This window comes from Bradyrhizobium sp. IC3195, assembly GCF_020193585.1.
GTDB lineage: Bacteria > Pseudomonadota > Alphaproteobacteria > Rhizobiales > Xanthobacteraceae > Bradyrhizobium > Bradyrhizobium yuanmingense.
In genome coordinates this window covers 75,997-90,178 of the sequence record NZ_JADYVG010000005.1, presented here as the reverse complement: position 1 = coordinate 90,178, position 14,182 = coordinate 75,997, and the positions used below count along the sequence as shown (strand labels likewise).

The following is a 14,182-nucleotide window of genomic DNA, read 5'->3' as shown; positions in this document are numbered from 1 at the left end:
ATGAGCATCACCGTTCGATTCTGCGGTGCCACCCGCACCGTGACCGGCTCGAGCTATCTGTTCCAGACCGCAAGCGGCTGTTTCCTGGTCGATTGCGGATTGTTCCAGGGCCAGAAGACGCTGAAGGAGCTCAATTATCGCGCCTTTCCGTTTCGCCCCGCCGACATCGATGCGGTGCTGCTCACGCACGCTCACATCGACCATAGCGGTCTCTTGCCGAAGCTCGTGCGCGCGGGCTTCGAGGGGCCGATCCTGGCGACGCGCGGCACGATCGACCTCTGCTCCTACATGCTGCCCGATGCCGGCAACATCCAGGAATCGGAGGTCAAGCAGCTCAACCGGCGCAATGCTTCGCGCGGGCGCAAGGAGGTCGAGCCGATCTACACGCAGGCCGATGCGATCGCATCGCTGCGATCGTTCCGCGCCGTCGACTACGAACGCTGGACCGACGTGATCCCCGGCGTCCGCGCACGCTACTGGAACGCCGGCCATTTGCTCGGCTCCGCCTCGATCGAGCTGGAAATCGCCGAGCAAGGCGCGGCGCGGCCGCTGCGCGTGCTCGTCTCCGGCGACGTCGGGCCGGAGGCCAAGCTGCTCCAGCCCGATCCCGAAGCGCCGAGCGATTTCGACTACGTCATCTCGGAATCGACCTATGGCGACCGCGTGCGCGAGGCCACGACACCTGCGCTTCGCCGCAAGCACCTCGCGGCCGAGGTGCGCGTTGCCGCGGCGGCCGGCGGCGCGCTGCTGCTGCCCGCCTTCGCGGTCGAGCGCACCCAGGAGCTGATCGTCGATCTCGTCGACCTGATGGAGCACCGCGAGTTTCCGACGGCGCCGATTTTCCTTGATTCACCGCTCGCGATCCGCGCGACCGAAGTGTTCCGCCGCCATTCCGAGAGCCTCGATCCGTCGGTCGACGCCACGCGCCTGCTCAACTCGCCGCATCTGAAATTCACCGAGACCGCGGACGAGAGCAAGGCGATCATGCGTCTGTCCGGATTTCACATCATCATCGCCGCGAGCGGCATGTGCGATGCGGGCCGGATCCGCCATCATCTGAAGCGCTGGCTGTGGAACGAGCGCGCGACCGTGCTTCTGGCCGGCTTCCAGGCCAACGGCACGCTCGGCCGCTTCCTTCAGAACGGGGCCAAGGCCGTCCGCATCCAGGGCGACGAGATCAAGGTCGCCGCCCGCATCCGCATGATCGACGAATATTCGGGTCATGCCGACGGCGCCGGCATGGCCAGCTGGATCGCGGCGCGTCGTCCCATCGCGCGCGGGCTGTTCCTGGTCCACGGCGAGGAAGCGGCGGTTGCGGGCCTGGCCGAGCGCGTCGCCGAGCGCATCATTCCCGCGGCCAGGATCTACCAGCCGATGCTGGACGACACTTTCGAGCTCGCGGCACCCGAACCGCGCGTGCTCGACGCCGATCATCGCCGGCGACTGTCGCCGGAGGCCGTGACGCGTCTCGACTGGCACAACGAGATGTCCGAGCTGATGCTCGACATCAACGATCGCGTCGCAGCCGCCGCCGACGACCGCGCCCGCGGCGTCATCATCCGAAGGCTGCGGCGGGCGCTGCAGGAAACGGCGTAGCGCTCGTGGAAACAATAATCCGGATTGCGCCTCGCTTCATCCAGGCTACGGCGCTTTGACGGCCCTCTGGGTGCTGATATTCTCCGGCGGAACGGGCTCGACGAGCCATGCCGCCAATCGATCAACCAGCGCTGCCGAGAGAATGCGGATGAGACGCGTGATGCTCCTGACGATCGGCCTCATGTCTGTCGTCGCCTGGCCGCACGACAGCGCCAGAGGCCAAACTTCGGCCGCGCCGCCGGTTTCGCTTGCTCGGCCCGATGCAGCGCCGCCACGCCCGGGTGCCACCAAGCCCGCCCGGGTAACGACGAACGGAACTCCAGCAGCGACGTCCAGCAGGGAGCCTTCCGTGATTGGCCGGCCTCAACCGAATCCGGCCGCCGACTACGATGGCTTCAGCGTCGGCACCGTCGATGACGTTGGCACTCCGAGCCGCGTGACGCCGCCTGCGCGTTCGCGCGCAGCAAGGGACACCAGGTCCAATCCGGATGGTCTCGATCAAGAAGATGAGGCGTTGAAGCGAAAGCTGATGATCTGCCAGAGCTGCAAATAGCAGAGCAATCGGATATGACTTGTGGCGGCGGCCTGCGCGCACGCCTCGTCCTTCGAGACGGCGCTGACGCGCCTCCTCAGGATGAGGCTAGTCAGCATCAGTGCTCGTTGAAATGGCTGCCGCGCACTCCGCCCTCATCCTGAGGAGCCCGCCCATAGCGGGCGTCTCGAAGGATGGCCGCCGGGGAAACTCCCAAATGCGATAGCCCTGCTGCAAAGAGGGATGTAAGCACAGCTTCAGATGCCGCGCCCATCCCGCTCGAATTCGTCCTTGCGAATCTTCAGGTTTTCGCGCCGCTGCTCCTATCCTTGAGGGCGGCCAGCAACTCTTTTCCGAGCGCTCCGGCAGAGGCGGGGTTCTGGCCCGTGATGAGCCGGCCATCGACGACGACGTGAGGTTGCCAATTGGCCGCGGACGAGTACTCGGCACCCTCTGCCCTCAACGCATCCTCGAGCTCGTAAGGTACGTCATCGCGCGCATAGTCGTACTCTTCCTTCTTCGAAAAGGATGTCAGCTTCTTGCCGCGCACGAACGGGACGCCATCGCCGAGGTCGACGCCAAGCAGCGCGCACGGCCCGTGACAGACAGCGGCGACGAGCTTGCCGGTGCTCCAGGCTCGCACAACGGCACTTTGGACCGCCGCATTGCGCTGGATGTCCACCATGGGACCAAGACCGCCGGGTATCAGGATGGCGTCGTAGTCGGCGGCATCCACCTCGGATAATTTACGGCTGTGATTCAGGCGGCGAAAGGCTTTGCTGGCGAGGAAATCCTTCTGAGCAGGATCTTTCTCGTCATATGCATCGTAAGGCGTCCACCCCCCGGCCGGCGACGCGAACTCCACCGCGATCCCAGCCTTGTCGAGCACCTCGAAAGGATGGGCAACCTCGGCGAAAAAGAAGCCGGTCTTGCGACTATGCGGTCCGATCACGGCTGCGTTGGTGACAATGAAGAGGACGTGTTGGGTCATGGTTTTCTCCTTTCGATAATGCTATCTGGGATCGCCTTGCCGCGGTGCGGAGACCACCTCAATTCGGACAGGGCTGTCCGGCCGCGCCCCACATCGCCATGTCCTTGACGTGATCCTCGAAGGTGCCGGGCGGCGTTGAGCGGCCGGCTCCGGGCGCCCAGCCGCGCGGGATGAAGCCGCTCAGCGAGGCATCGTGCCGCAAATGCCCGACGAGACCAGCGGCGTCGCGACCGCCGTTGCGCTTGGGATCTTTCATCTGGGCACAGATCTCGGCGCCGCTCTTGCCGAACCAGATGAAAGCCAGCGGGGCGAGCTGCCAATCGATGCCGGCGCGCGGCGGCGAGGGCGCCGGCTCGTTCGCCTGGGTCGAGGTCATGTGGCAGGTCGAGCACGGGATCGCTTCCGCTCCGATGCGGCTCTCGCCGCCATGGATGTTCATGCCATGCGGGCGAGGCTTGGTTTCGCCGGCCGGCGTCCAGATCGGTATCGCCTTGGCATCGACATGGCAGTTGGCACACCGTGGATGGGTCACGACGGCTTCGATCCGCTTCCACGCCTCCAGCCCCTCGGCGCGGCTGACGCTACCGGGCGGCAGCAGGTCCTTGGCGGCCTCGTCCTTCGCGGCGACGATCCCGGTCAGGGCGGCGACGGCCGACGCTGCCAAGACCAACGCGATCAGAGATCTCTGCATGGCGTGTCTCACACGAAATCGATGAACTTGTTGAAGGGCATTTCGCGGATGCGCTTTCCGGTCGCCGCGAAGATCGCATTGGCAAGCGCAGGCGCGGCGGGTGGCACCGGCGGCTCTCCGAGGCCCCTCACCTTCGGATCGTTCTCGAGCCCGCGAACTTCGATGACCGGGCATTGGTGGATCCGCATCGCCTCATGGTGATTGTAATTGGTCTGCTGCGCCGCGCCTTTTGAGTAGGTGATTTCGCAATTGATCGCGTGGCCTAGGCCCCAGACGACGCCGCCCTGGACCTGGTTCTCGAAATTGACGGGATCGATCACCTTGCCGACGTCGACCGCGACCCAGACCTTGTCGATCCGGATGCCACGGTCCGTCGCCGTCACCTCGACGACCTCGGCAACCGGTGTCCCGAACGACTCGACGAAGGCGACGCCGCGGCCCCTGCCGTTGCCGAGCGGCCCCTTCCAGGTCGACATCTCCGCGACTGTCTCCAGCAGCTTGCGATAATGCGGCACATTGCACATCGCGATGCGCGCCTTCATGGGATCGAGGCCGGCTGCGTGGATCAATTCGTCAATGAAGCTTTCGGTGAAGAAGCCGGCTGTGGACGCTCCCACGGAGCGCCACGTGGTGCACGGCGACAGCCCTTGCGCCTCGTAGCTGATGGCGCGGAAGTTGGGGATGTCGTAATAGACGTTCCACGTGCCGGCGGCCAATTGAGGATCGGGATCCTTCGAGGGTGCACCCATGCGCTCGAGCAGTCCCTTGAACGGCGCCGTCGATGCCAATTGCAGGTCGGTCGCAACGATCTTGCCGTTGGCGACGCTTCCCCTGTGACGCGCGATCGCAATCTGCCGCGGAATATCCTGAAGGAAATCCTCCTCGCGCGAGAAGACGAGCTTGATCGGCGTCCCGCGCATCTGATTGGCGATCTCGGCGAGCACGCGGACGTTCTCGAATTCGAGACGATGGCCGAAGCTTCCGCCGGTCCATTGATTGTGGAAGGTGACCTGCTCCGGCTTGAGGCCGATAGCGTTCGCCGCGATGGCTTGCACCGCCTGCGGGCTCTGATGGCCAACCCAGATTTCCATGCCCTTGTCGGTGACGAGACCGATCCCGTTCAAGGGCTCGAGCGGCTGATGCGCCACGTAAGGGGCGCGATATTCGGCTTCGACGAGCTTGCCCGTCTTCAGGCCGGCTCCGACGTCGCCGATCGTCCGCCACTCCTTGCCGAGGAATTCGGGCTTGAACGATGATTCCAGCACTTTCCAATGATCGGCCTGCTCGGCGGGATAGGCCGAAGGCGCCCACTCGCAAGCGATGGCGTCGACGGCTTTCATCGCGTACCAGCTGTTGGTGGCGATCACCGCAACGCCGTTCTTGATCTCGAGGATCTTCTTCACGCCCGGCATCGCGCGCGCCTTGCTGGCGTCGTAGGATTTCAGCGGCTGGCCCTTGCCGGGGTTCAGCTTGACTGAGGCGTAGAGCATGCCCTCCATCTTCTGATCGATGCCGAATTGCAATTCGCCCATAACTTTGGCGCGCACGTCGAGGCGCGTCATCGGCTTGCCCAGCATGCGCCAGGTCGAGGGATCGCGCGGCTGCGCATCGAGCACCGGCGGAATTCTTGCGGCCTCGGCCGCCAGTGAGACGTACGGAATTTTGCTTCCGTCGGGCAGGATCACGTGGCCGGATTGCGTGCGGATGTCGGCGATTGCGACGCCCGAACGTTTGGCCGCAGCTGCCTTCAACGTCTCGCGCGCAACTGCCCCTGCCACGCGCAGCTTCTCATAGGTGTCCGGGATCGTGCTCGAACCGCCCGTCATCTGCAGGCCGGATTTGCGAAGACTTTCCAGCGCCGCAGCACGTGCCGCTTCGGCCGCAGGGCTCTGGTCCGCGGCCAGGAACGGCGCCAGCTCCTCCTTGAATCCGGTGTTGAAGTAAGCGGGACTCGGACCGGCGAAGCGGACTTCGAACTGGCCGGGGTCGAGGTCCATCTCTTCGGCGATCATGATCGGCTGCACCGAGCCGACGCCCTGGCCGATGTCGGCGTGTTGCGCGATCAGCGTGATCTTGTCGGGGCTGATCTCGACCCATGGATTGAAGGTGACGGAATTCGGGCCGAGTCCGGCGGCCAGCGGATTGCCATCGGCACTCGGCGCGGCCGCTTCGGCCGGACCATAGGCACCGAAAACGATGCCACCGGCGACCGCGGCAGAACCGAACACGAAAGCCCGACGCGAAAGGGTTTGCATGTCGCCCATCTCACTTCTCCGCCATCTTGTTTGCGGCGGCCGCATGGATCGCCGCACGAATGCGCGGATAGGTGCCGCAGCGGCAGAGATTGCCGGACATCACCTGGTTGATCTGCTCGTCAGTCGGTTTTGGGATCGATGCAAGAAGCGAGATGGCCTGCATGATCTGACCGGTCTGGCAGTAGCCGCATTGCGGCACCTGATGCGCGATCCAGGCCTGCAAGACCGGATTTTGGTCCTTGTTGTGCAAGCCTTCGAGCGTGACGACCGATTTGCCCGCGACCTCGCCGATATGGGCCTGGCAGGACCGCACCGCCTTGCCGTCGATGTGAACGGTGCAGGCCCCGCATTGCGCGACCCCGCAGCCGTATTTGGCGCTGGTGATGCCCAGTTCGTCACGCAGCACCCACAACAGGGGCATCTCGGGCACGACGTCGACCTGGCGCTTGATCCCGTTCACCTTGAGCTCGATCATGCCGATATGTCCTCTCGCCTACCTGGTCGCTGCAACAGCAATGCTCGACGCCCATTGCGCCGTATTTCCGAATCCTGCTGGATCATGCGCAATCCCTGCGGAATGGCTTTCGAGCCAATCGGCTTTCACCTCCGCCTGGCCACAGCACAATTCGCGATACTGCCCTGGGGTGAGATTTGCGGCCTTGCGGAATACGCGCGTGAAATTGGCCTGCGAGCCGAAACCGAACTCCAGGGCAATCTCGACCAGCGACAGGTGGTCGCGCGCGAGCTCCTCTCGCGCGGCGTGGACGCGGCGATCGGTGACATAACGGTGCGGTGACAGTCCGGTCGCCTCGCGAAACAGCCGGGAAAAATGATAGGGGCTGAGGCAGGCTTGGGTCGCCAGATCCTCCAACCTGATATCGCTGCCGAGAGACGCCTCGATATAGTCCAGCACGCGCTGCAGGCGTCGCGCGTCGAGCGCCGGCGACTTGTCGGGCGCGCGCCAGCGGTCGATCGTGTAATTGCCCAGGAGATGCGCCGCGAGGGTGACCTGGATCCCCTCCACGAACAGCGCGTCGGTCGGCTGGCGCGGGCGATGGAGCAGATCGCGAAGCGGCGAGCAGATGTGGAAGAGCGCCTGGTCCGCCAGGCCGTGAGCATAGGCGATCTCGACCTTGGCCGGATCGATGCCGAAATCCGCAAGCGCGCTGTGGTCAAGCAGTGTCGACGGCAGATAGAGATGAAGACATTCCATCCGGTCCGAAAGCTCGAGATGGCTCTCCTGCGTCCCCACGGGCACGAGATAAGTCATGCCCGGACGCGCAAGACTTTTCTGGATTTCGCCGTTGCCGGCACGGCACACCATGCCCCCGCCCGACAGCAGCATGACTAGCTCGGTGCAGATGGGAACGGGCGTTGCCTGACAGCCTGCCTCGAACTTGCGATGCTCGATGCTCAGCCCCGGCCAATCATTGACCCCCGCGAGCTTCTCGCTGTTCTTGTACTTGTGATCTCCATGCGTCACGAGCGCCATTACGACCTCCGCTTCGTTGCGGCGATTCCCGGCCCCGTATCGCGCGAGCGATCATTCCATCCGGTGGTGAGTTGCAGCCCCGGTCACTGCCACGCCGATCGCGAATTACTCACAAGCTGCGCCAGCGAAGTCCAGAGGCGGCACGGTTAAAAGAGGTAAAAGCCAGCCAAGGCAAAGGCTTGGCGCCAGACGTGTTCGGCTTCGCAAGCTTGATCTCCTCGCACCTCAGCAAGATGCGTGCGTCATCGCGCAGGAATCGGAAATATCGCAATGCGGGCGTGCGCTAGTGAAGGCGCACCAACGACAATGTCGCCGTATAGAGGACAGGAGCCTGACATGAAGCCGCTTACCTCCGCGCTTGCCGCGTTGTCGATCGCAACCGCCGCCCCCGCGGCCGCGGCCGACAGGAATGTTTCGATTGTTCTCGTGCACGGCGCCTTCGTCGATGGCTCGGGCTGGAAGGACACCTACGGCATCCTCTCGGAGGCGGGCTATGAGGTGCTCGTCGTTCAGCAGCCGACGATCACGCTTCGCGACGATGTCGCCGAGACCGAGCGCGTGATCGCCAAGGCGCGGCATCCCGTCATTCTGGTCGGGCATTCCTATGGTGGGATGGTCATCACGGAAGCCGGCGACAATCCCAAGGTTCGCAGCCTGGTCTATCTCGCTGCCTTTGCTCCTGACGCCGGAGAGTCCGTCAGCACGCTGGCGGAAGCCCCGGTGCCCGCCGGCGAGCACAAAGCTCCGCTGGTCACCGAGGGCAATTATCTGCTCGTCGACCGCGCAAAATTCCCCACCTCTTTCGCGGCCGATGTCGACCCGGCCACGACCCGCTTCATGGGCGCCGCGCAGCTGCCCTGGGGATTGCAGGCGGTGCAGACCAAGGTCGATCGCGTGGCGTGGAAGACGAAGCCGACCTATTACATGGTGACGAGCGAGGATCGCATGATCCCGCCGACGGCACAGCGCACCATGGCCAAGCGTTCCGGCGCGAAGGTGACGGAGATGAAGAGCAGCCACGCCGTCATGCTGTCGCATCCGCGCGAGGTCGCGGCGTTCATCAGAAGCGCAGACACGTCAGCGACCGACTGAGATCGGCTGCGCCGCACACCGACGGACTTGGCCCTCGCAGACAAGGACTAGCAACATGGCCCTCAAGGATATTCTGCCGGGACGACTAGGGTTCGGCGCGGCGCCGCTCGGCAACATGTTCCGCGACATCCCGGAGCGGGAAGCGCTCGCGACGGTGAACGCAGCCTGGGACGACGGCATTCGCTATTTCGACACCGCGCCGTTCTACGGCGCGGGGCTTGCGGAGATCCGCATCGGCGCCGCACTCGCCGGCCGGCCGCGGAGCGACTACGTGCTCAGCACCAAGGTGGGCCGCCTGATCCTGGACGAGATCGAGGACGTCGATGCCCGCGACCTCGGCGAGAAGGGCGGCGTATTCAGGTACGGCCGCCCGAACCGGATCGTGAACGATTATTCCCGGGACGGAACGTTGCGCTCGATCGAGGACAGCCTGAAGCGGCTCGCGACTTCCCACATCGACGTCGCTTTCGTGCACGACGTTGCGCAGGATTTCTACGGCGACGAGTGGCTCTCGGTGTTCGAAAGCGCCCGCAAGGGCGCGTTCAAGGCCCTCGACCAGCTGCGGGACGAGGGCGTGATTAAGGGGTGGGGACTCGGTGTCAACCGGGTCGAGCCGATCGAGCTGCTGCTCGCGCTCGAAGAGCCGCGCCCCGACGGCTTCCTGCTCGCGGGCCGATACACGCTGCTCGACCACGCAAGGGCGCTGCAGCGGGTGATGCCGGTGGTCGCCGAGCACGAGCTCGCGATTGTCGTCGGCGGCCCCTACAGTTCCGGCGCGCTCGTCGGCGGCCCGAACTTCGAATATGCGCCGGCGCCGCTCGAAATCCTCAAGAAGGTGGCGCGGATCAAGGCGATCGCCGACCGCTATCGGATCAGCATGAAAGCGGCCGGCCTGCAGTTCGCGCTCGCCAATCCGGTGGTTGCCGCCGTCATTCCCGGTGCGAGCCGCCCGGGGCGCATCGCCGAGGATCGCGCTGCGCTCGATCAGGGCATCCCGGCGGACTTCTGGCGCGAGCTCCGCTCCGATGGGCTGGTCAGCCCCGCAGCTCCGCTTCCCGCCGCCGATTGACCAATCCACCCAATGACCAAGGAGAGCAACATGACAGATGAAACCAACAACCCCACCGGCATGGACCGCCGCGCCCTGCTTCAGACCGCCGGCGCCGCCGTCGTCACGGGCCTCGTCGCCGGCACGGCCATCGACGCGCGGGCCGCGACACAGGATGGCGAGCGCGACGAGGCGCCGCTCGGGGCGCGGCTCCAGGGCGTCCAGCATTTCGGGCTGACGGTCCAGAACATGGAGCGGGCCTACCAGTTCTACACGGAGGTGCTTGGCGGCACCGAGGTGTTCCGGCACGGCGACTTCCAGGGCGACGGGGTGCAGAACACGCTGTTGGCCGACCAGGAAATCGAGGCGAATGCACGTGGGGTCAATCCGCGAACCATCGGCGTGCCCGACTTGCGAAGCGGGGCACAGCGGCTCGATGTCCGCTTCATCCAGTTCGACAACATGGTGCTGGAGCTGCTGCAATATCGCGAGGCTGATCAGCCCATGGGCAGCGCCAAGAGCTTCGCCGAACCGCTGGAGCACATGAGTCCTGCTTTCCCGCGCATGATGCACATCTGCTTCTATGTTCGCGACGATGTGGACTTCAACAAGTTCATTGCCGATCTCGAAGCGGAATCGGCGCGCCGCGGCATGACGCAGGTGAGAGCGAACCGCACCATCCGTCTCATGACGGAAGCGGATCGCAAGGCCGCGCCCCGCAGCACCAACACGAACCGGGTGACCGCCGAACCTTCGAACGGTTGGGAGCTGATCTACTGCAAGGGGCCCGAAGGCGAGCAGCTCGAGTTCGTCAAGGCGCTCGGCCCCGTCAAGAAGCGCTTCAGCGAGGCCTTGGCGAAGCGGCAGCAAAAGATCGTGCGCTAATTCCTTGGACGCGGCAGGCGACCGGTCAGCGCCCCTGACCCGGCCGCCCGCGGCTTACTTACCTGCAGAGGACCTCGTCATGCAAACTGTCCGATTTCTCTTGCTAACCGCCTTGTTGCTCGTAACGACGACACTTTCCGCCGCAGTGCAGGAAGCGCCAGGCGTTCGCTATCAACAGGTTCAGGAAGGCGCATATTCCGTCGTGGCGCAGGTGCGAGCCAAGCCTGGAAAGGAGGATCTGCTGCGCGCGGCCACCCTGCCGCTGATCGAGCTGGTCCGTGGCGATCCCAAAAACCTGGTCTATTTCCTTCAGGAAGATCGCACCAAGCCGGGTCATTTCATCTTCTACGAGATTTTCGCCACCCGAGCCGATTTCGACGCGCACAACGCGATGCCATACGTAAAGGACTGGTTCGCCAGGCTGCCAGAACTCGCCGACGGCGGCGTCGAGGTCATGCACATGGCCGTTCTTGGCAAGCCCAAAAATTAGCTGAAGGCTGCGCAAGCGAGCACGCCGCAGCACGCGAGCGAATTTGTCGCAGCCCTGTTTCGGACAAAGCCGCGCAATCGGGCGAATTCCGAACGGCTCTCTTTAACTATTGTGCAGTGCATGATAATTCTGGCGATCTGATTGATCGACTGGAATGAGCAATGCGGGCTGCCACGGAGACACGCCAACGGGGCACGGACCGACGGGAGCTCACTTACTGCTTCGGCCCCTTTCGGCTGATTCCGCGCCGCCAGTTGCTGCTTCTCGACGGGCGTCCGGTCAAGCTGGGCGGACGCGCATTCGAACTCTTGCATGTGCTGGTACAGCGGTGCGGCGAACTCGTCAGCAAGACCGAACTGATGGCGGCGGCCTGGCCGGGCACCTTCGTCCACGACAGCAATCTCAAGGTCAACATGTGGAGCTTGCGGCGTTCGCTGGGAGACACCCAGATCGAGCCCCTCTACATCGCGACCGTGGCGCGCCGTGGATACAAGTTCATCGCGCAGGTGCAGATCAGCATCGGCGAGGTCGAGGACGATCTTGCGCTCGCCGAACCGCTTCCCTCGTCTAGTCCGCCATTGCTGCGCGGCATCGTTGGTCGTGAAGCGGAAATCGACGAAATTACCGGTCTGTTGACCGGCAACAGGCACGTGACCCTGGCGGGCGCCGGAGGAATCGGCAAGACGACGGTTGCCTTGGCTGTAGCCCAGGCGTTTGCGCCACAGTGCCGCGACGGCGTGTGCTTCGTCGATCTCGCAACGATCTCCGACCCGACGCTGTTCGGCGCCGCACTGGTGACGGCATTGGGCATCAGGGGCAATCCGGACAACAGCCTGGCTGCGGCCATCGACTATCTGAAACCGCGGCAGATGCTGGTCATTCTGGACAATTGCGAGCACGTCCTGCCAGCCGCAACGATCTTCGCCGGCAGGTTCATGGCGGAGGCATCGCCGTCCAAGCTGCTTGCGACGAGCCGCGAACCGCTCGGCACCGCCACCGAGCACGTCGTCCGGCTCGGCTCCCTGGTCTCACCCAAACCCGGCCACGCCCTGACCCCAGATCAAGCCGTCAGGTTTCCGGCAGTGCAATTGTTCGTCAGCCGCGCCGCCGAATGGGCGGACTACCAATTCGTCGATGATGATTGCGAGGCCGTTGCCGCAATCTGCCACTCGCTCGACGGCCTCCCGCTGGCCATCGAATTGGCGGCAGCCCAGATCGGCAGGTTCAATCCTCACCAATTGGTGGAGTTGCTCGACCAGAATTTGGGTTTTCGTGCCCCCGCCGCCGATGGCGCGCCGCCGCGTCATGAAACGCTGATGGCGACGATCGACTGGAGCTTCAGACTGCTGTCGCAGCGGGAAGCCAGACTGTTCGGCCTGCTCTCGGTGTTCAGCGACGCATTCGAGGTCGAGGACGCGGTCTTCGTCGCCGAAGCGGCTGGGCTCACGCCGGTCGACGTCGTCACCGGCCTCGGCAGTCTCGTTGCCAAATCGCTTTTGGGCGCGCAGGCACATGGCGCGAGCCTGCGCTATCGCCTGCTCGACAGCACATGCCGCTATGCGAGCGAGCGGCGCCGGGCCGATCCTGCCTGCGACCAGGCGCTGCGCCGTCATGCGCAACGTGTCCTCACGCTGTTCGAGCAGTCCGAGGAGGAGTGGAACTGGCGCGAGCCGGCCGATTGGACCCAGCGTTACCTTGGCCGCATCGCCGACTTGCGCGCCGCTCTTTCATGGGCGTTCGGCGAGCACGGCGATGCCGTACTCGGGATCAGGCTCACGGTTGCGGCGATCACCTTGTGGTCGGAGACGTCGATCCTGTCGGAAGCGCAGGCGCGGTATGCGGACGCGCTCGCATTGGCCAAGACCGTCCCGTGCGACGATCTGTCGAAGACAAAACTCGCCTGCGCCCTTGGGTGGAGCCTCTTCTACGCCCGCAAGATGTCGAATGAGAACGAGATTGCCTGGCTCGATGCCATCCTCTTTGCAAAGCGGGCCGGCAACATCGAATATCAGCAGCGGGCGCTGGTCGGGTTCGGCTTCTACCTGCTGCAGATCGGCCAGGTCGAGCGCGCCATATCTTATCTTGAAGAGGCCACTGAGCTCGCCGACCGCGATCGCGATCTGACGGCGACGTCCGAAGCCGATCGCGCGCTGGCCTGGGCTCGCGCTTTTGCCGGCGAATTGAGCAGGAGCCGCCCTGTTCTCGACCGTCTTGCAGCGACCTACTCGCTGGCCGAAGGGCGTTCGCGCAAGGACGCGAACGAAGTCTATCGGTTCATCACCGTCCGCTTCAATCTGCCCTTCGTCGCGTGGATGCAAGGGCAAGCGGACTACGCGGCGAGGCTCGCCAAGGACGCCATCGATGCCGCGGACCGCAGCGGCCATTGGGTGTCACAGTCGAACGCATTTGGGCTCGCCGCCCTTCCCGTTGCGCTCGAAACCGGCAATCTTGACGCGCTCGCGAGCTACACTGAGCGATTGCGTCGCAACCTTGAACGCGAGCGCATCTCACGCTGGGTTCCGGTCGAGCGCTATTTCTCCGCATGCCTTCGCGACCTGCGGGGCGATCCACGCGCGGTGGAGGATATTCGAGCCGCGATCGACGAACTGACAGAATGCCGGTTCTTGATGCGGATCGGCAGCTATCTCGCGGTCCTCGCCCGCGCCTATCTGAGGCAAGGGCGGATCGCGGAGGCGCAAGAAGCCATCACGCGGGCGATCGAGCATCAGGAACGCCAAGGCGAGCGCTGGTGCCGTCCGGAGCTCCAGAGAGTTGACGCCGCGATCCTTCTCCACACCGGCGAGCCGCTGCGCGCCGAAAAGCGGTTTCAGCAAGCGCTCGCGGAAGCGCGCAGGATAGGCGCGCTGACGTTCCAATTGCGGATCGCGACCGATCTCGCGGCACATTGGATCGCCACCGACCGCAGATCCAAGGCTGTCCGGCTGCTCTCGCCGATCTATCACGAGTTCACCGAGGGGTTCGGGACACCGGATCTGCTTGCGGCCCAGCGCCTGCTGCAGCCGACCGCGAGCGGCTGCAGCGACCATCGCAGGATGGAGCCGGTGCACGCTCGCGACGCATAGCTGGCCTACCGCCGCGCTCGCCGCCCG

12 protein-coding genes are annotated in these 14,182 nt (G+C 64.5%); 7 read left to right on the top strand and 5 right to left on the bottom strand.

What is annotated here, in order from left to right:
* Together I6F09_RS13075 and I6F09_RS13070 are read left to right on the top strand one after the other, a co-directional pair.
* Window positions 1–1,596: an MBL fold metallo-hydrolase gene (locus tag I6F09_RS13075; protein WP_225188229.1), complete on the top strand. Its 1,596-nt coding sequence runs from the start codon at window positions 1–3 to the stop codon at window positions 1,594–1,596.
* Window positions 1,597–1,744: 148 nt separating this feature from the next.
* Window positions 1,745–2,149 (top strand): hypothetical protein, encoded by a 405-nt coding sequence (locus I6F09_RS13070; protein ID WP_225188228.1) that lies wholly within the window; start codon window positions 1,745–1,747, stop codon window positions 2,147–2,149.
* Between the two features lie 280 nt (window positions 2,150–2,429).
* Here I6F09_RS13070 and I6F09_RS13065 read toward each other — a convergent pair whose 3' ends face one another.
* Genes I6F09_RS13065 through I6F09_RS13045 form a run of 5 tightly spaced genes read right to left on the bottom strand, consistent with a single transcriptional unit; the run spans window position 2,430 to window position 7,557 of the window.
* Window positions 2,430–3,119: a type 1 glutamine amidotransferase domain-containing protein gene (locus I6F09_RS13065; protein ID WP_036005815.1), complete on the bottom strand. Its 690-nt coding sequence runs from the start codon at window positions 3,117–3,119 to the stop codon at window positions 2,430–2,432.
* Window positions 3,120–3,177: 58 nt separating this feature from the next.
* Window positions 3,178–3,810 carry a hypothetical protein gene (locus I6F09_RS13060; protein ID WP_225188227.1) on the bottom strand — a complete coding sequence of 211 codons (633 nt, stop codon included), beginning with the start codon at window positions 3,808–3,810 and terminating at the stop codon, window positions 3,178–3,180.
* Window positions 3,811–3,818: 8 nt separating this feature from the next.
* On the bottom strand, window positions 3,819–6,074 hold the full coding sequence (locus tag I6F09_RS13055; protein WP_225188226.1) for a molybdopterin cofactor-binding domain-containing protein: 2,256 nt from the start codon (window positions 6,072–6,074) through the stop codon (window positions 3,819–3,821).
* A 1-nt stretch (window position 6,075) separates the two neighbouring features.
* Entirely contained in the window at window positions 6,076–6,540 is a 465-nt protein-coding gene (locus I6F09_RS13050) for a (2Fe-2S)-binding protein (RefSeq protein ID WP_036023261.1), read from the bottom strand.
* A gap of 18 nt (window positions 6,541–6,558) precedes the next feature.
* Window positions 6,559–7,557: an AraC family transcriptional regulator gene (locus I6F09_RS13045; RefSeq protein ID WP_225188225.1), complete on the bottom strand. Its 999-nt coding sequence runs from the start codon at window positions 7,555–7,557 to the stop codon at window positions 6,559–6,561.
* Window positions 7,558–7,893: 336 nt separating this feature from the next.
* On the opposite strand from I6F09_RS13045, the gene I6F09_RS13040 reads away from it, so the two are divergent.
* The 5 genes from I6F09_RS13040 (at window position 7,894) to I6F09_RS13020 (ending at window position 14,155) form a co-directional block, all read left to right on the top strand.
* Window positions 7,894–8,649, top strand: coding sequence for an alpha/beta hydrolase (locus I6F09_RS13040; protein ID WP_036005822.1), 756 nt, complete (start codon window positions 7,894–7,896; stop codon window positions 8,647–8,649).
* A gap of 55 nt (window positions 8,650–8,704) precedes the next feature.
* The gene (locus tag I6F09_RS13035; protein WP_225188224.1) at window positions 8,705–9,718 is read left to right on the top strand and encodes an aldo/keto reductase; all 1,014 of its coding nucleotides are present in this window, start codon (window positions 8,705–8,707) and stop codon (window positions 9,716–9,718) included.
* 30 nt (window positions 9,719–9,748) lie between these two features.
* A complete protein-coding gene (locus I6F09_RS13030; protein WP_225188223.1) occupies window positions 9,749–10,582 on the top strand; it encodes a VOC family protein in 834 nt (277 codons plus the stop codon).
* Window positions 10,583–10,661: 79 nt separating this feature from the next.
* Complete coding sequence (locus I6F09_RS13025; RefSeq protein ID WP_225188222.1) at window positions 10,662–11,072, top strand: putative quinol monooxygenase; 411 nt, start codon at window positions 10,662–10,664, stop codon at window positions 11,070–11,072.
* Window positions 11,073–11,233: 161 nt separating this feature from the next.
* Window positions 11,234–14,155: a winged helix-turn-helix domain-containing protein gene (locus tag I6F09_RS13020; protein WP_225188221.1), complete on the top strand. Its 2,922-nt coding sequence runs from the start codon at window positions 11,234–11,236 to the stop codon at window positions 14,153–14,155.
* The last annotated feature ends 27 nt before the right edge of the window (window positions 14,156–14,182 follow it).